General features: G+C 69.6%; 15 protein-coding genes. 9 read left to right on the top strand and 6 right to left on the bottom strand.

Annotated elements, in window-relative coordinates:
* Positions 1-28: 28 nt before the first annotated feature.
* Positions 29-1,045 (bottom strand): LysR family transcriptional regulator, encoded by a 1,017-nt coding sequence (locus KL771_RS07850; RefSeq protein ID WP_261967989.1) that lies wholly within the window; start codon positions 1,043-1,045, stop codon positions 29-31.
* 245 nt (positions 1,046-1,290) lie between these two features.
* Between KL771_RS07850 and KL771_RS07845 the strand changes: the two genes are divergently transcribed.
* From KL771_RS07845 to KL771_RS07830, 4 genes are all read left to right on the top strand, one after another.
* The gene (locus KL771_RS07845) at positions 1,291-2,787 is read left to right on the top strand and encodes an FAD-linked oxidase C-terminal domain-containing protein (RefSeq protein WP_261967988.1); all 1,497 of its coding nucleotides are present in this window, start codon (positions 1,291-1,293) and stop codon (positions 2,785-2,787) included.
* A gap of 13 nt (positions 2,788-2,800) precedes the next feature.
* The gene (locus KL771_RS07840; protein ID WP_261967987.1) at positions 2,801-4,072 is read left to right on the top strand and encodes an FAD-binding protein; all 1,272 of its coding nucleotides are present in this window, start codon (positions 2,801-2,803) and stop codon (positions 4,070-4,072) included.
* Positions 4,073-4,082: 10 nt separating this feature from the next.
* Positions 4,083-5,426 (top strand): glycolate oxidase subunit GlcF, encoded by a 1,344-nt coding sequence (glcF, locus tag KL771_RS07835; protein ID WP_261967986.1) that lies wholly within the window; start codon positions 4,083-4,085, stop codon positions 5,424-5,426.
* Positions 5,427-5,675: 249 nt separating this feature from the next.
* Positions 5,676-6,044 carry a hypothetical protein gene (locus KL771_RS07830; protein WP_261967985.1) on the top strand — a complete coding sequence of 123 codons (369 nt, stop codon included), beginning with the start codon at positions 5,676-5,678 and terminating at the stop codon, positions 6,042-6,044.
* Positions 6,045-6,117: 73 nt separating this feature from the next.
* Here the strand turns inward: KL771_RS07830 and KL771_RS07825 are convergent, their stop codons facing one another.
* Positions 6,118-6,531: a hypothetical protein gene (locus KL771_RS07825; protein WP_261967984.1), complete on the bottom strand. Its 414-nt coding sequence runs from the start codon at positions 6,529-6,531 to the stop codon at positions 6,118-6,120.
* A 406-nt stretch (positions 6,532-6,937) separates the two neighbouring features.
* Here KL771_RS07825 and aceB point away from each other — a divergent pair, with 406 nt between their 5' ends.
* The 3 genes from aceB to KL771_RS07810 all read left to right on the top strand — a co-directional run bounded on the left by aceB (position 6,938) and on the right by KL771_RS07810 (position 10,293).
* Positions 6,938-8,548 carry a malate synthase A gene (gene aceB / locus KL771_RS07820; RefSeq protein WP_261967983.1) on the top strand — a complete coding sequence of 537 codons (1,611 nt, stop codon included), beginning with the start codon at positions 6,938-6,940 and terminating at the stop codon, positions 8,546-8,548.
* 292 nt (positions 8,549-8,840) lie between these two features.
* Complete coding sequence (locus KL771_RS07815; protein WP_261967982.1) at positions 8,841-9,650, top strand: DUF2189 domain-containing protein; 810 nt, start codon at positions 8,841-8,843, stop codon at positions 9,648-9,650.
* Between the two features lie 109 nt (positions 9,651-9,759).
* Positions 9,760-10,293, top strand: coding sequence for a GNAT family N-acetyltransferase (locus KL771_RS07810; protein ID WP_261967981.1), 534 nt, complete (start codon positions 9,760-9,762; stop codon positions 10,291-10,293).
* Positions 10,294-10,356: 63 nt separating this feature from the next.
* On the opposite strand, the gene KL771_RS07805 is transcribed toward KL771_RS07810, so the two are convergent.
* The gene (locus KL771_RS07805) at positions 10,357-11,670 is read right to left on the bottom strand and encodes a cation:proton antiporter (protein WP_261967980.1); all 1,314 of its coding nucleotides are present in this window, start codon (positions 11,668-11,670) and stop codon (positions 10,357-10,359) included.
* A 176-nt stretch (positions 11,671-11,846) separates the two neighbouring features.
* Entirely contained in the window at positions 11,847-12,248 is a 402-nt protein-coding gene (locus tag KL771_RS07800; RefSeq protein WP_261967979.1) for a hypothetical protein, read from the bottom strand.
* 443 nt (positions 12,249-12,691) lie between these two features.
* Between KL771_RS07800 and KL771_RS07795 the strand changes: the two genes are divergently transcribed.
* Positions 12,692-13,315: a LysE family translocator gene (locus KL771_RS07795; protein ID WP_261967978.1), complete on the top strand. Its 624-nt coding sequence runs from the start codon at positions 12,692-12,694 to the stop codon at positions 13,313-13,315.
* Between the two features lie 15 nt (positions 13,316-13,330).
* Here the strand turns inward: KL771_RS07795 and KL771_RS07790 are convergent, their stop codons facing one another.
* On the bottom strand, positions 13,331-14,179 hold the full coding sequence (locus KL771_RS07790; RefSeq protein ID WP_261967977.1) for a L,D-transpeptidase: 849 nt from the start codon (positions 14,177-14,179) through the stop codon (positions 13,331-13,333).
* A 332-nt stretch (positions 14,180-14,511) separates the two neighbouring features.
* Complete coding sequence (locus KL771_RS07785) at positions 14,512-15,324, bottom strand: DUF2927 domain-containing protein (protein WP_261967976.1); 813 nt, start codon at positions 15,322-15,324, stop codon at positions 14,512-14,514.
* Between the two features lie 176 nt (positions 15,325-15,500).
* Between KL771_RS07785 and KL771_RS07780 the strand changes: the two genes are divergently transcribed.
* Positions 15,501-16,205 (top strand): protein phosphatase CheZ, encoded by a 705-nt coding sequence (locus KL771_RS07780; protein WP_261967975.1) that lies wholly within the window; start codon positions 15,501-15,503, stop codon positions 16,203-16,205.
* The last annotated feature ends 33 nt before the right edge of the window (positions 16,206-16,238 follow it).

Here is a 16,238-nt window from a genome sequence, read left to right as displayed (position 1 = left end):
TGTAACCGGCGGTCCGCCTGCCGCAAAGTCAGTTCGCCACCAAGCTTGCAACTGGCTGACCGGCAAGGCGAATCGGTCCCTCCGGACCGGCCGGCCGCTCCGCCGCCGCACCTTCGCCGCCGGCTCCAGCCGGCAGCAGCAGCGCAAGGCCCTGGTCCCAATAGGGCGAAGGTCCGTAGAGCTGAGCCAGAAAGTCGATGAACACGCGGACCTTGGCCGGAAGGAACCGCCGGCTCGGATAGACCGCATGGACGCCGACATGGCGCGAGGCGCGGTAGTGCGGCATGACCAGCCGCAGCCGGCCGGCCGACAGGTCCGGCCCCACGTCCCAGGTCGAACGGAGTGCGATGCCGAGCCCGGCCAGCACCGATTCCCGAACCACTTCGCTCGAATTGGTCTGGATCGGCCCGACCGGCTTGACCATCACGATGCCCTCCGGCCCCTCCAGCCGCCAATGGTCCTGCGGCGCGGCGGTCAGGCAGGCATGGTCGGCCAGATCGGCGATCGTGCGCGGCGTGCCGTGGCGTTCCAGATAGGACGGCGCGGCGCAGAGCACCCGGTGGATCGGCGCCAACCGGCGCGCGACGAGGCTCGAATCCGACAGTTCGGCGATCCGGATCGCGAGATCGAAGCCGCCGCCGACGATGTCGACGAAATCGTCCGACAGGTCGAGATGAATGGCGAGGTCCGGATTTTGGACCAGGAAGGGCCCGAGATGCGGGGCGATGTGCAACCGGCCGAAGGAGGTCGGCGCCGACACCTTGAGGGTCCCGCGGGCCAGCGCCGAGCGGCGCGACACGAAGGCCTCGGCCTCCTCAATCGAGGCCAGGATGGCGATGACACGTTCGTAGAAGCCGTGCCCGGCCTCGGTCAGCGAAATCTGGCGAGTGGTGCGCTGCAGCAGCCGCGTTCCGAGCCGGTCTTCCAGCCGGCGCAGGCGTTTCGAGACCACCGCAGGGGAAAGCCCCATCTCGCGGCCGGCGGCCGACATGCTGCCCGCCGTCACGACCCTGGCGAAGATTTCCATGTCCATGAAGTTGCTCATGGCGACCTCAATTCCATCGAATTCCGGCTTCGACCCCGCCTCGGGGCCGGTTTGCCGTCTCGGTTTTCTGGCGGGTATACGGGGGCGGTTCGGTTTCGGACCATTCCAGCCGGAAAATGTCCCGCGCCGGCGACGACACGAGCGAAATCCATCGCGGGGAGCCTTGCCGGCGCTTGTCCCGGCGCGCGATCTTCCCGTAGATAGGCGCCTGAATGTGGTCAATTAATCAGACCATCGGAGGGGCCATGACCGCGCTGAGAATGCCCGAGCCGGATGCCGGCGTCTTCGCCCGGCGCGCCGAGATCGTCCGCAGGCTCGGCGAGATCGTGCCGGGCGAGGGCGTGATCGCCGACCCGCGCGGCCTCGCACCCTACGAATCCGACGGCGTCACCGTCTATGCCCAGGCGCCGCTGGTCGTCGTGCTGCCGGAGACGGTCGAGCAGGTCTCGGCCGTGCTCGCCTATTGCCACCAGGAGGGCATCAAGGTGGTACCGCGCGGCGCCGGCACCTCGCTCTCCGGCGGAGCGCTGCCGCTCGCCGACGGCGTGCTGATGTCGATGATGAAGTTCAACCGGGTCCTGGAGATCGATTTCCCGAACCGCTGCGCGGTCGTCCAGCCCGGCGTCACCAATCTCGGCATCACCCGCGCGGTCGAGCATGAAGGCTTCTACTACGCCCCCGACCCGTCCTCGCAGATCGCCTGCTCGATCGGCGGCAATGTCGCGGAGAATTCCGGCGGGGTGCATTGCCTGAAATACGGGCTGACCACCAACAACGTGCTCGGCGTCGAGATGGTGCTGATGGACGGCACGGTGCTGCGCATCGGCGGCAAGCATCTCGATAGTCCGGGCTACGACCTGATGGGCCTGATCGTCGGCTCCGAGGGCCTGCTCGGCGTCGTCACCGAAGTCACCGTCCGCATCCTGCGCGCGCCCGAGACCGCGCGCGCCGTGCTGGTCGGGTTCGAGTCGAGCGAAGCCGGCGGCCAGACCGTCGCCGACATCATCGCGGCCGGCATCATCCCGGGCGGCATGGAGATGATGGACCGACCGGCGATCCACGCGGCCGAGGACTTCGTCCATGCCGGCTATCCGCGCGACGCCGAGGCGCTGCTGATCGTCGAATTGGACGGGCCGGCCGCGGAGGTCTCGCACCTGATCGAGCGGGTCGCCGAGATCGCGCGCGGCAATGGCTGCGTCCACCTGCGCGTCTCCAATTCCGATGCCGAGCGACTGGTCTTCTGGGCCGGGCGCAAGGCGGCCTTCCCGGCGGTCGGCCGCATCTCGCCGGACTACCTGTGCATGGACGGCACCATTCCGCGCAAGGAACTGCCGCATGTGCTCGCCCGCATGCGCGAGATGGGCGAACACTACGGTCTGCGCTGCGCCAACGTGTTTCATGCCGGCGACGGCAACCTGCATCCGCTGATCCTGTTCGATGCCAACATTCCCGGCGAGCTCGACAAGGCGGAGGCTTTCGGGGCGGATATCCTGCGGCTCTGCGTCGAGGTCGGCGGCTGCCTGACCGGCGAGCACGGCGTCGGGGTGGAAAAGCGCGACCTGATGCCGGCCATGTTCGACGAGACGGATCTCGCCCATCAGATCCGGGTGAAATGCGCCTTCGATCCGAAACAGCTGCTCAATCCGGGCAAGGTCTTCCCGCAGCTTCACCGCTGCGCCGAGCTTGGCCGCCTGCATGTCCAGCGCGGCGCCCTGCCGCATCCCGACATCCCCCGCTTCTGAAGGCACGCCGCCGATGGCCGAGACCTATGCCCCGCGCGACGCCGACGAGACCCGCACCTTCCTGGCCTGGGCGTTGGCCGAGGAGAAGCCCGTCGAGGTGATCGGCCACGGTTCGAAGCGGCCGATCGGCCGCCCGGTCCAGGCCGAACTGACGCTCGACCTGTCCGGCCTGTCCGGCCTGTCGCTCTACGAGCCGGAGGAACTGGTCCTGTCGGCGCAGGCCGGCACGCCGGTCGCCGAGATCGAGGCGGCGGTGGCCGCGCGCGGCCAGGAACTGGCCTTCGAGCCGATGGACTACGGCCCGGTCTTGGGGCTCCCGGCCGGCCGGGGCACGATCGGCGGGCTGCTCGCCACCAACCTGGCCGGGCCGCGCCGGCTCTCGAAAGGCGCGGCGCGCGACCACGTGCTCGGCATCAAGGCCGTGTCGGGCCGCGGCGAGGCCTTCAAGGCGGGCGGCCGGGTGGTCAAGAACGTCACCGGCTACGATCTCGCCCGCGGGCTGAGCGGGTCCTGGGGCACGCTCGCCGCGCTCACCGAGGTGACCTTCAAGGTGCTGCCGCGCGCGGAGGCGAGCGAGACGATCGTCCTGTCCGGCCTCGACGATCACCGCGCCGTCGCCGCGCTGGCGGCTGCGATGGGCTCGTCGACCGAAGTCTCCGGTGCGGCCCATCTGCCGGCCGATGCCGCTGTCGCGACCGGCGCGGCAACCGGGGGCACGGTCGGGCGCGACGGCCGTGCCGCCACGCTCGTCAGGCTCGAGGGCGTTCCGGTCTCGATCGCCCACCGGGCCGACATGCTGATGGGCCTGCTGGCGCCCTTCGGCCGGATCGAGCGCATCGCCGGCGCGCCGTCGGAGGCCCTGTGGCGGGCTGTGCGCGATGTCGCGGCCTTCACCCCCGACCGGGCGCCCGGCACGGTGCTGTGGCGCGTCTCGGTCGCCCCGAGCGCCGGACCGGTCGTGGCGGCGGCCGTTGCCCGGGCCGTGCCGGACAGCCGCGCCTTCTACGACTGGCAGGGCGGGTTGGTCTGGCTCTGTTTGCCTGCGACGCCAAGGGGCACCGATGCGGCGCCAAGCGGTACCGCGGCCGATGCCGGGGCCGCCACCATCCGGGCCGCTGTCGCGGCGGCCGGCGGCGGTCATGCGACCCTGATCCGGGCCGATGCCGCCACCCGGGCCGCCGTGCCGGTGTTCGAGCCGCAGCCGGCGCCGCTTGCCGCGCTCGGCGCGCGCCTGAAGGCGCAGTTCGACCCGAAGGGCATTCTCAATCCCGGCCGGATGGCGTGAGGCAGAGCCGATGAAAACCAACTTCACCCCGGCCCAGCTCGCCGATCCGGGCGTCGCAGAGGCCGAGTCGATCCTGCGCAAATGCGTGCATTGCGGCTTCTGCACCGCGACCTGCCCGACCTTCGCGCTGCTCGGCGACGAGCTCGACAGCCCGCGCGGCCGCATCTACCTGATCAAGGAGATGCTGGAGAACGACCGGCCGGCCGATGCCGAGACGGTCAAGCATGTCGACCGTTGCCTGTCCTGCCTCTCCTGCATGACGACCTGCCCGTCGGGCGTGAACTACATGCATCTGGTCGATCACGCCCGCGCCCATATCGAGAAGACCTGGAAGCGGCCGCTGGCCGAGCGGATGCTGCGCGGCGTGCTCGCCGCGGTGCTGCCGACCCGCACGGGCTTCCGCGCCGCGCTGCTCGCCGCCTTCTACGCCAAGCCCTTTGCCGGCCTCCTGAAATTCGTGCCCGGCATCGGCCCGAAGCTCGCCGCCATGCTGGCCCTGGCGCCCTCGCGCATGGCCGGCCGTTCGGCGGCGGAGGCACCGGGCGTGCACGGCGCGGCTGGCGAGCGCCGGGCCCGCGTCGCGCTCCTGACCGGCTGCGCGCAGCCGGTGCTGAAGCCCGGCATCAACGAGGCGACCATCCGCCTGCTGACCCGGCTCGGCGTCGAGGTGGTCGTTCCGAAGGGGGAGGGCTGCTGCGGCGCGCTGGTCCACCATATGGGGCAGGAAGAGCGCTCCCATGCGCAGGCCGCACGCAACGTCGAGGCCTGGTGGCGGGAGACGCGGGAAGGCGGCGGCGCCGGTCTCGACGCGATCGTGATCACGGCCTCCGGCTGCGGCACGACCGTCAAGGATTACGGCTTCATGTTCCGCAACGATCCGGTCTGGAAGGACAAGGCGGCGGCGGTCTCGGCGCTGGCCCGGGATGTCAGCGAGCTCCTGGTCGGCCTCGATCTGCCCGCCCGCGCGCCGAACGGGATCGTGGTCGCCTATCACTCGGCCTGTTCGATGCAGCATGGCCAGAAGATCCGCACCGAGCCGAAGTCCCTGCTGCAGGCGGCCGGCTTCACCGTCCGCGACGTGCCGGAGGGCCATCTGTGCTGCGGCTCGGCAGGCACCTACAATATCCTGCAGCCCGAGATCGCGACCCGTCTGCGCGACCGCAAGGTGGCCAATATCGAGAAGACCGCGCCGGACCTGATCGCCACCGGCAATATCGGCTGCATGACCCAGATCGCCGGCGGCACCGCGATCCCGATCGTCCATACCGTCGAACTGCTCGACTGGGTCCATGGCGGCCCCATGCCGGAGGCGCTGGAGGGGCGGCTGCCGGCTTCGATGGCGGCGGCCGAGTAGCCACCTGCCGGCTCGAAGCCGGACGCAGGGCCTGGCCGTCGCTGCAGAGCCGCTGTGCGCACGGCGGTAGCCGGCGCGGTGGGCCAGACTTCCCGAGCCTTTCCCGCCCGCCGGGCAGTCCGCGCGGGGCGCCAAAGGCTTTGGGAGCATCAAATTCCTTTAGAATCCCGGCGCTTTGCAGGCCGGTGCTAGCGTCTCTCATCGCATCCGAGCCGACGATTTCGTCGCAGTGCCGATGGAGAGCGCGTCATGACCGACGACCAGCAGGTCCAGCAGCTGATTTCCGATCTCGTGATCCGGTCCGCCGTGCAGTTCGCGCAAGGCAAGGCGCGCGCCGACATCCTCGCCGATCTGCAGTCGGACGGCTGTCCGGCCGATCTGGCGGCGGCGATCGCCAAGCGCGGGCTGGAGATCAAGCGGCGGGAGTTCCGCATGCGCGGCCTCAAGGCGCTCGGCTTCGGCTGCGCGATGCTGGCGCTCGGCGCGGTGATCACCTTCGGCACCTACAGCGTCGCGGCCTCCGGCGGGGGCGGCGGCACCTATCTGGTGGCGACCGGCCTGTTCGGCATGGGTCTCGTCAGCATCGTGATGGGCGCCTGGCGCAGCGCGGTCGGCTGACCGTCGGGCGGTGCGCAGGGCCGCGGTCCCGAATGCCTGACCCGGCTTTCAGAGATCCGTCCCCTGGTCCGCCCTATTGCAGGTTCGGCTTGGCCGCGGCCGCCGGCTTCGGGCAGCGCAGCAGGGCGTGGACGGTGTCGCCCTGGCGGATCTCGATCCGGTCGCGGCCCTTGACGATCAGGCGGCCGGCCACCGCGTCGGCCTCGCCCTCCGCCTCGCAAGTCTCGTCCATCAGATAGTTGCCGGTCTTGGTCTGGCGTAGCGTGTCGATCCGGCACGAGGCGGCGAAGAACTCGATCCGGTCGCGTGCGATCTCGACGCGGTCGTCGTTGTCCGGCTTGGCGCAGGACGCCGCCTCCGAAGCCCAAAGCCCGGTCAGGGCTTCGGGCAGCCGGGCCTGACCGGCCGACGCCGGCAGCGTCTCCGTGGTGGCCAGGATGGCCGAGACGACGAAGAATATTTCAGGCGTGTTTCGAAGATATTTCATGATTATTTCTTCGCTTATCGGAGCATTCTAGGTTGATAGGTACTTAATAATTCGTTGATCGCGCGTCAATGGTGCTGCCCTTGAAATAATAAGACATGTTCTTCGGCGCGCTTGCTGCGTTCGCCGGAGGCGATTGCGATCGGCGGTCGGCCCAAGGACTGTGTGGCCACAGGCGCGCACCGTCGGCCGGCGACGCGACGGATCGTCGCCGGCCTGTCCGACCTGTCGATTTGGACCGATTGAATCGGGGCAGCCGGGTCGGATTATTTCCCTGGTGGAAAAAGTGATGGATCAAGCGATGTCGTTTACGGCAGGGCTCGATGATTTATGGTCATACCCCGACAGGCGCGCGGCGATCGGCCGCGCCAAGACCTGCTTTGCTTTCCGCTGACGAGGAGACCTTGCGATGAACGCCGCCGAGATGGTTCCGCCCGCCGTCGAGGGTGTCGTGGTGACGGGCCGTATCGGCCCGCGCTACACCGAGATCCTGACCGCCGACGCGCTCGCCTTCGTGGCCGGACTGCACCGCCGCTTCGACGCCCGCCGGCTCGAACGCCTTGCCGCCCGCGCCGCCCGCCAGGCCCGCTTCGATGCCGGCGAACGGCCCGACTTCCTGCCCGAGACCGCCGCGATCCGCGCCGGCGATTGGCGCGTCGCCCCGGCCCCGGCCGATTTGACCGACCGGCGCGTCGAGATCACCGGCCCGGTCGATCGCAAGATGATCGTCAACGCGCTGAATTCCGGCGCCAACGTGTTCATGGGTGATTTCGAGGACGCGACCTGCCCGACCTGGGCGAACCTCATCGACGGCCAGTTGAACCTGAAGGACCGCTGGGCCGGCGCGATCGACTTCGTCGACGCCCGCAACGGCAAGACCTATGCGCTCAAGGCCAATCCGGCCGTGCTGATCATCCGCCCGCGCGGCTGGCACCTGCCGGAGAGCCATGTGACCGTCGACGGCGCGACCCTGTCGGGCGCCCTGTTCGATTTCGGCCTCTATGCCTTCCATTGCGCCAAGGCGGCGCTCGCCGCCGGTTCGGGTCCGTATTTCTACCTGCCCAAGATGGAAAGCCATCTGGAGGCGCGGCTCTGGAACGATGTCTTCGCCCATGCCGAGGCGACCCTCGGCCTGCCGGCGGCCTCGATCCGCTGCACCGTGCTGATCGAGACTCTGCCGGCGGCCTTCGAGATGGACGAGATCCTCTACGAACTGCGCGAGCGGATCACGGGCCTCAATTGCGGCCGCTGGGACTATATCTTCTCCTTCATCAAGACGCTGCGCGCGCATCGGGACTGCCTGCTGCCCGACCGCGCCAAGGTGGTGATGGGCAAGGCGTTCCTGGGCAACTATGCCGAACTCCTGGTCCGCACCTGCCATCGCCGCGGCGCCTTCGCGATGGGCGGCATGGCGGCGCAGATCCCGATCAAGAACGATCCTGAGCGCAACGCCGCCGCGCTCGCCAAGGTCAAGGCCGACAAGGAGCGCGAGGCGCGCGAGGGCCATGACGGCACCTGGGTCGCCCATCCGGACCTGGTCGGCGTCGCCAAGGCGGTGTTCGACGACAAGATGCCGGCCCCGAATCAGCTCGGCTTCCTGCCGGCCGACCGCGTCATCGGCCGCGACGACCTGCTCGCCATCCACGAGGGCAGCCGATCCGAGGCGGGCCTGCGCGAGAATATCCGCGTCGGCGTGCAGTATGTCGAAGCCTGGCTCGGCGGCCGCGGCGCGGTGCCGATCTACAACCTGATGGAGGATGCGGCGACCGCGGAGATCAGCCGCACGCAGATCTGGCAGTGGCTGCATTTCGGCGCGACGCTGGAGGACGGCCGCACGGTCGACGAGGCGCTGTTCCGCACCTGTCTTGGCGAGGAGATGGAGCGGGTGCGCGGCGAGATCGGGGCCGAAGCCTACGATGCGGGCCGCTTCCCGCAGGCGATCGCGCTGTTCGAGCAACTGATCCTGTCCGACCGCCTGGAGGCCTTCCTGACGCTGCCGGCCTATCGCCTGGTCGCCTGAGGCGAACGCCGATCCCTGACGCCGGTCATGCGGATGTCCGTCCCGTGACCGGACCTGCCGGGCCCGGGCCAGTGGTTCGATCGCGACGGATGGTCCCCATCCGTCTCGTGAATCCGAACGACTCTCTCTGTGACCACTACGGCCGAACCGCCGGGTCCGGGCATTTTCTCGATACCGCCCGATCCATCACGCTTTGCTCATGCAAGAGCGTTGCAATCGTCCCGCGACGTGCCATCCTGTCGCAGGAAACCGTCCGGCCGAGGCGGAGGCGAGAATGCCAGGAGAGGAAATCATGAGCGACATGACCGTCGGCCATCTGACCGGACCCGATCTGTCCGCCCCGGGCCGTCGCAGCGATCCCGTGGTGCGCACTGTGACGGTCGACGACATCTCGCTCGCGCTGGCGGCGGGCTTGCGCGACTTCCGCGCCGCGCCGACCTTCGGGCTGGTCTTCGCCGGCTTCTACGTCGTCGGCGGCATTCTGCTGACCCTGGTCAGCATGGAACTCGATCTCGTCTTCCTCGCCTATCCGCTCGCCGCCGGCTTCGCCATCGTGGCGCCGCTGGTCGCCGTCGGGCTTTACGAGGTCAGCCGCCTGCTGGAGCGCGGCGAGACGCCAACCTGGTCGGCGGTGCTGGCCGCGGTGCCGCATCACGGCGCGCGCGAACTCGGCTACATGGCGCTGGTCGCGGTGTTCGGCCTGATCGTCTGGGTCTACAGCGCCGGCTTCCTCTATGCGGTCTTCTTCGGCCTGCACGGCTTCGAATTCTCGCAGATCGTCTCGACGGTGGTGTCGACGCCGCGCGGCATCGCCTTCTTCCTGCTTGGCAACGTGGTCGGCGCGGTGATCGCCCTGGCGCTCTTTTCGGTCAGCGTCGTCTCCTACCCGATGCTGCTCGACCGGGAGGTCGATTTCGTCACCGCCATGATCACCTCGATCCGGGTCGTGCTGGCCAATCCGGGGCCGATGATCGGCTGGGGCATCTTCATCGGCACATTGCTGGGTGTCGCGATCCTGCCGGGCTTCATCGGTCTCTTCGTGGTATTGCCCATGCTCGGACATGCCACCTGGCACGTCTACCGGAAGGCCGTCGCGCCCTGACCGGCAGAAGCCGATCCGCCCGTTGGGGCCGGTCGGATCGAGCCCGACCTTCCGGAGTGCTCCCGAGCGATCGGCCCCGCGGTCGATCGCGATCAGCCCCGGAAGACCGATGCAGACACGCGACTTCACGATCCGCCCGGCAGAGCCCGGCGACCTTCCCGGCATCCTGGCCATCTACGCGCTGGCGGTCGAGACCGGCCTCGCCTCCTTCGAGCTGGCAGCCCCCGATCCCGCCGAGATGACCCGCCGCCACGCCGCGATCGTGGGGGCGGGCTTTCCGTATCTGGTCGCCGAACGCGACGGTGCGGTGCTCGGCTACAGCTATGCCGGTCCGTACCGGCCGCGCCCGGCCTACCGCTTCACCGTCGAGAATTCGGTCTATGTCGCCGAAGCGGCGCGCGGGCAGGGCGTCGGCCGGACGCTGATCGCGGCGCTGATCGAGGCCTGCGCAGCGCGCGGCGTCCGCCAGATGGTGGCCGTGATCGGCGACAGCGCCAACGACGCTTCGATCCGCCTGCACGCCGCTGCCGGCTTCGAGCATGCCGGCCTGATGCGGTCGGTCGGCTTCAAGTTCGGCCGCTGGGTCGACAGCGTCCTGATGCAGCGCGCCATCGGCCCGGGCGATACGACCCTGCCGGAGTAGCCGGCCAAGGACCGGCCGTCGCGGGATGGCGGTGGGGCAATGTCGGGCGTCGGGCCGGCGCCGTCAGGCTGCGGGCGCGACCAGGGTCTCCGTCCTTCGCCGGCCGGACCCGCGCACGGCATCGCCGCAGCGGGCCATGATCAGGCGGACCAGCGGCATGGTCAGGGCGGTCGAGGCGAGCGCCATGACGACGGCGGCCGAGAAGGTCGTCTGGCTGACCACCTGCTCCTTGGCGAAGATGGTCATCACCACGATCGCCATCAGGCCCTTGGTCTGCAGGAGCGAGCCGGCCGCCAGCCCGAAGGCCCAGGTCTCGCCGACCGCGCGCGCCGCCAGCATGGTGCCGGCCACGCGACCGACCGTGCAGGCCAGAAAGCCGACGCCGAACAGGGTCCAGACCGCCGGATCGGCGAAGTTGAAGCTGGTGTTGAGGCCGGTATTCAGAAAGAAGAATGGCATCAGCACCAGCTGGGTCGGCTGGTCGAGCTTGGCGGCGGCGAACTCGCGGATGCGCTCGGGCAGGAAGATTCCGGCCATGAAGGCGCCGATGACCGGGTGCAGACCGGCGACGGCCGTGATCGTGCCGGACAAGAAGATGGTGATGCCGATCACGCTCAGGATCACCCGCTCGGCGGCGCCGACCGCGAGCAGGTGCTCGAAATAGCGTGTCGCGCCGTGGCGCAGGAACAGGTAGTTGAGCCCGGCGCCGCCGACCGCGACGGCCAGGGCCTCGCCGATGCCGGTGCCCTTGGCAAAGGGCAGGATCAGGGCGATCGAGGCCCAGGAGACCACGTCGCCGACGCCAGCCGAGGCCAGCGCCACCTGGCCGACGCGCGCGCGCATCAGGCCGAGTTCGCGCGTCAGGATGACCAGGATCGGCAGGGCGGGGATGGCCACCGCCAGCGCGAAGGCGGCGGCGAACAGGACGAGGCTCGGATTGCGGCCGGTGGCGCAGGACAGCTGCTCCGGGCTGGCGCAGGGATAGCCGCGGGCGATGAAGTAGCCGGCGACGGCGCCGATCGCCGCCGTGAAGGCCATGCCGCCGAGCGAGATGGCGACGACGCTGCGGCCGGCATGGGCGATCTGCTCGCGGTCGGCATCGGTCCCGGCGATGAAGCCGAACAGCGTCACGGCGACCAGCGCCAGCCCTTGCACGCCGCCGGTCAACTCCTTGCCGAACAGGAGTTTGAAGCCGTCCGGGTCGAGCGCACCGAAGACCGAGGGGCCGAGCAGAACGCCGGCCAGGATCTGGATCACGGCGAGCGGCAGGATGCGGTTGCCGCGGAACAGGTGCCAGATCACGAAGGGCACCAGTACGACGACGGCGCCTTGCGGGATGATGATGTATTTCTTGAAATTGAGCGCCAGCTCTTCCATGCCGAAGTCCCTCTCGGGGCCCGCGTGACGGTCCCATGGCGGAGACCTTCGGTCAATCGGCACGACCGCGGCTCGCCCGCCGGGCGGGGCGGGCCGACGCGGGGGCTGAGCCGCCGCCGGGGCTGTGCCGCCACTGCTGGGCGGCCGGCCTTGGCCGTGCCTTTCGTTCCCTCGCTTCAGTCGATCAGCGTCCGGCGCGGCGGCAGGTTGCGGTCGAGAGTGCCGATCCGCATTTCACCGGCGCCGCTGGCGCAGGCGATGCGCAGCGCCTGACCGCCGCTGGAGGGAATGTCGATGCGGCCCGACGGCTGCACGATCAGCGCCATCCGGGCGATCGGATGGGCCAGCGCCTCGTCGCTGGCGGCGGCACGGACCAGGGTGACCGCGCAGCCATGCTCGTCGGTCACGAAGTAGCCGGCGAAGCGATCCTGGCCGACCACCTCGACGAAGGCCTCAATCGGCCGGATCGGATGCGAGCCGGTCGCGTCCGCCGCGCCGTTGGTGACGATCTCGGCGGCGCCCGCGGCACCGGCAAAGAGGGCGATCGACAGGGTGGCGAGGGCGACGGAGCGGATCATGGCGGGTCTCTCGGGTTCTGGTTGGCCGGCGAAGGGCGGCTCGACTTGACGCCCGTTCTAGCCGACCGCGCATGCACCGAGGCTGAGAGCCCGTTTCATGCACCGTTCATCGGTTGAACGCGGGGTCCGGCGCCCGTGCGGAACGGCGGACGCACCGCGATGGCGTGGGCCGTCGCCGCGTCGGGTTAACGGCGCTGCCGCAATCGCCGAAAGGCGCGTTCGCCGCCGCGCCGCCGCGCTGCCGGCCGCATCCCGCCATGCCCGCCCGCAACGCCATAATTCACGGACCGAACCCCCAACGCCCGCCGGACCGACGACCGCCCGTGCGGCGCTCCCACCCCTTGCCGGTGCCCGAGATCGGGCGCACCATCGAACTGCCGACTGCCGACTGCCGACTGCCGACTGCCGACTGCCCACAACCTAAACCACCCCGGAGCCCGCCCATGCCCCTCGACACCTGGCTCGCCTTTGCGGCCGCCTCCGCGGTCCTTCTGGTGATTCCCGGGCCGACCATCCTGCTGGTCGTGTCCTATGCGCTCGGCGCGGGCTGGCGGACGGCCCTGCCGATGGCGGTCGGCGTCGCGCTCGGCGATTTCACCGCCATGACGCTGTCGATGCTCGGCATCGGCGCGCTGCTGGCGGCCTCGGCGACGGTGTTCACGGTGCTGAAATGGATCGGTGCGGCCTATCTGATCTGGCTCGGCGTCAAGCTCTGGCGCGCCGGCGGCCGGCTGGAGGCGGAGCCGCGCCGGGATGCGGCCTCGGCGGCCCGGATGCTGGCCCATGCCTGGCTGGTGACGGCGCTCAACCCGAAGAGCATCACCTTCTTCGTCGCCTTCCTGCCGCAGTTTCTCGATCCGGCCGGGGACTTCCTGACCCAGATGCTGATCTTCGAGGCGACCTTCCTGACGCTCGCCTTCGCCAACGCCTTCACCTACGCGCTGGTCGCCGCCCGGGCGCGCGGCCTCGTTCGCCGGGAAGGTACCATCCGGGCGATCAACCGGGTCGGCGGCACGCTGCTGATCGGCGCCGGGGTGGCCGCCGCGACCGTGCGCAGCGGCCATTGAGTCCGGCCGGGAAGATCACATCACGATGACGCGGGTGCCGACCTTGACCCGTTCGTAGAGATCGGTCACGTCCTCGTTGCGCATGCGGATGCAGCCCGAGGAGACCGCTTGGCCGATGGTCCAGGGCTCGTTGGAGCCGTGGATGCGATACATCGACGAGCCGAGATACATGGCGCGCGCGCCGAGCGGATTGCCGGGGCCGCCCTCCATGAAGCGCGGCAGCTTCGGCTGGCGCTTCAGCATTTCCGCCGGCGGGCGCCAGGACGGCCACTCCGCCTTGCGGGTGACGCGGTGCTCGCCGGCCCATTCGAAGCCCGGCCGGCCGACGCCGACGCCGTAGCGGCGCGCGGTGCCGCCCTCCTGGACCAGGAAGAGATGGCGCGCATTGGTGTCGATCACAATCGTGCCGGGCGTGTGCGGCCCGCGATAGGGCACCACGGTCGGCAGGAATTCGTCGCGCACCTCGCGCACGGCCCGGCGCGCGGCCGGCGCCGGCACCTGCCGGTCGACATGGCTCTCCGGCGTCGGAGCCAGGCCGAAGGCGGCGAAGAAGCCGGTCCCCGGCGCGGGCGCCGACACGGCGACAGGCCCCGGTTCCGGGGTGGCGGCCGGCGCCGCGATGGCGATCGGGGCGGGCGTGGCCACGGCCGCCGGGGCGGGCAGTGCGGCATCGGTCATGTCGCGGTAGCGCGGCCGGAGCTGGAGCATCCAGGGTTCGGTCAGGTTCGGCGACAGCACCACCGGCGGGCGCGGCGCGAAACGGGAGTCCTGGGCGGTCGCGGGGGCGGCCCCGGAAAGGACGAGACCCGCACCCAGTGTGGCGAGGCCCGTCAGGGCAAGGAGGACGGCACGGTCGTGCGGCATGGGCGACACTCTGCAATGCCCGGAACCACGGGTTCCGGGCGACGCTGCGGTTACAAAACGGGAGTCGCGCCACCGCCGATCTCGCGAAGGACACCGGCGGTCGCAGCCGGCATGAGGCCGGCCTTGGTCCCGGAGTCTCGGCGCGAGTTGCCACCGAATGGTGAATGCCGGCATGGTGAACGGACCGGCGTCGGCGGAAACCTTCTCTTATGGTTAAGCGTCGGTTGCGCCTGCGCAGGGTTAATGGTTCACCATACGGAGGCGGCGCCGCACGGCCAGTCACGGGGCTGGACGGGGCGAAGTCTCGCGCCGGATCAACGGGTCGGCGGGGTTCAGCGCACGGGGCGGGACAGGGTCGGGTCGTCCGGCCAGCCCTCGGCGGTCAGGGGCGCCAGCCGCGCGCGGCTGTCCTCAATCACGGCGCCGAGCACGCGGCGGGCTTCGCGGCGGGTCATGCCGGGGCGCACGCGCTCGTCATAGAGCATGTTGAGGATGAACCAGTCGAACACCGTGAAGGTGTCGACCGCATTGTCGTCGTTGTAGATCGAATCGGCGAGCGACGAATGGTCGTTGACCGGGCCGAGGCTCTGGGTCAGCTCCTCGACGAGGCAGTGGCGGAACTTGTCGTCGCCCTCGTCGGCGATGACGAAGACCAGCGCCTGCGACAGGACATGCGGCTTCGGACCGCCGGTCACCGCCGAGCAGTCCTGCCGGACCAGGAAGGCCGCCTCGCGCCGGTCGGTGACGGTGCGGCGGACGAGGGCCTGATAGTCGGCCCTGTCGACCAGGAACAGGAGCAGGCCGGGTCCGCGGCTGCCGGCCGGGGCGGGTTCGAGACGCAGGTTGCGGACGGTCCGGTTGAGGGCGGCGATGAAGGTCTCGGCCGCGGCGACCCGGTCGGTCTTTGAGAGATTGACGATCCGGTAGGCGACCGGCCCGGCCCATTTCTTGACCCGCCGCGCCTCGTCGCCGGATCCGCGCCCGGCGGATTCGACGCCGAACACCGTCTTGTCGAAGCCGTCGATCAGTTCGGCAACCGAATAGCTGCGCGGCTTCGGCTGATGGACCGCCGCAGAGGTGGTGGCGGCACCCGCCGCGATGCTGCCTACCAGAAGTAGTCCTGCAAGCCTTAGACAGAGAAGCAAGGCATTCGTCTCCCTCCCGGACGCGCCCGGCCGGTTCTGGGCCGTCATCGCTACGACGGCCCCGGCGGCAGGTGCAAGCGATTCGAGGAAAATCCGACGGCCGTGCGGGAACCGTTTCTTAAGCGTGATCGATCTATGGTCTTTCGACTGGGATGGAAAGCGCGGGGCGTTGATCAATGGCGGCCAGGAAGGTGTTTCGGATCGAAACGATCGGTCGCGGAGACGTCGCAGCGTCCGATTCCGGTCCCGACCGCCAGTACCGCGACATCATGGCGGAACTGCAGGCGATCCGCCGGATCATGCAGCCGACCCAGGAGCTCAGCGAAAAGGCCATCGAGGCCATGCGCAAGGAGCACACGGAGGCGATGAAGCTGAAGGTCGAGCTCGACTCGATCTATGAGGCGATCCACAAGACCAAGCGCGAGATCGCCACCCTGCACGTCTCCGGCTGCAACGGGCGGGAACTGTCCCGGGTGACCGACGAACTCGACGCCGTCGTGTTCGGCACCGAAGGGGCGACCGAGCAAATCCTCGCCGCCGCCGAGCGCATCGACAACCAGTCCGCCGTATTGGCCTCGACCCTGAAGGGCGAGAACCGGGCGACCGCGACCGACATTCAGGACCAGGTCGTCCAGATCTTCGAAGCCTGCAATTTCCAGGACCTGACCGGCCAGCGCATCACCAAGGTGGTCAACACGCTGCGCTTCGTCGAGGAGCGGATCATCCGCATGATGGAGATCTGGGGCGGCATCGACAGCTTCAAGGATATCGAGGTCGAACTCGAACACCGCATGGGCGACCAGGCGCTGCTCAACGGCCCGGCGCTCGAGACCGACAACGGCATCGCCTCGCAGGACGACATCGATGCCCTGTTCGCCTGACCGGTTCGGGACCGCCCGGACGGGACGATCCGG

Source organism: Prosthecodimorpha staleyi (genome assembly GCF_018729455.1).
GTDB lineage: Bacteria > Pseudomonadota > Alphaproteobacteria > Rhizobiales > Ancalomicrobiaceae > Prosthecodimorpha > Prosthecodimorpha staleyi.
This window is presented reverse-complemented; position numbering and strand designations above follow the sequence as displayed.

Coding starts and splice junctions, on each gene's coding strand:
- glcF (WP_261967986.1), top strand. CDS start 4,083: ATGAAAACCAACTTCACCCCGGCCCAGCTCGCCGATCCGGGCGTCGCA.
- KL771_RS07800 (WP_261967979.1), bottom strand. CDS start 12,248: ATGATCCGCTCCGTCGCCCTCGCCACCCTGTCGATCGCCCTCTTTGCC.
- KL771_RS07790 (WP_261967977.1), bottom strand. CDS start 14,179: ATGCCGCACGACCGTGCCGTCCTCCTTGCCCTGACGGGCCTCGCCACA.
- KL771_RS07795 (WP_261967978.1), top strand. CDS start 12,692: ATGCCCCTCGACACCTGGCTCGCCTTTGCGGCCGCCTCCGCGGTCCTT.
- aceB (WP_261967983.1), top strand. CDS start 6,938: ATGAACGCCGCCGAGATGGTTCCGCCCGCCGTCGAGGGTGTCGTGGTG.
- KL771_RS07825 (WP_261967984.1), bottom strand. CDS start 6,531: ATGAAATATCTTCGAAACACGCCTGAAATATTCTTCGTCGTCTCGGCC.
- KL771_RS07810 (WP_261967981.1), top strand. CDS start 9,760: ATGCAGACACGCGACTTCACGATCCGCCCGGCAGAGCCCGGCGACCTT.
- KL771_RS07815 (WP_261967982.1), top strand. CDS start 8,841: ATGAGCGACATGACCGTCGGCCATCTGACCGGACCCGATCTGTCCGCC.
- KL771_RS07840 (WP_261967987.1), top strand. CDS start 2,801: ATGGCCGAGACCTATGCCCCGCGCGACGCCGACGAGACCCGCACCTTC.
- KL771_RS07780 (WP_261967975.1), top strand. CDS start 15,501: ATGGCGGCCAGGAAGGTGTTTCGGATCGAAACGATCGGTCGCGGAGAC.
- KL771_RS07805 (WP_261967980.1), bottom strand. CDS start 11,670: ATGGAAGAGCTGGCGCTCAATTTCAAGAAATACATCATCATCCCGCAA.
- KL771_RS07850 (WP_261967989.1), bottom strand. CDS start 1,045: ATGAGCAACTTCATGGACATGGAAATCTTCGCCAGGGTCGTGACGGCG.
- KL771_RS07830 (WP_261967985.1), top strand. CDS start 5,676: ATGACCGACGACCAGCAGGTCCAGCAGCTGATTTCCGATCTCGTGATC.
- KL771_RS07845 (WP_261967988.1), top strand. CDS start 1,291: ATGACCGCGCTGAGAATGCCCGAGCCGGATGCCGGCGTCTTCGCCCGG.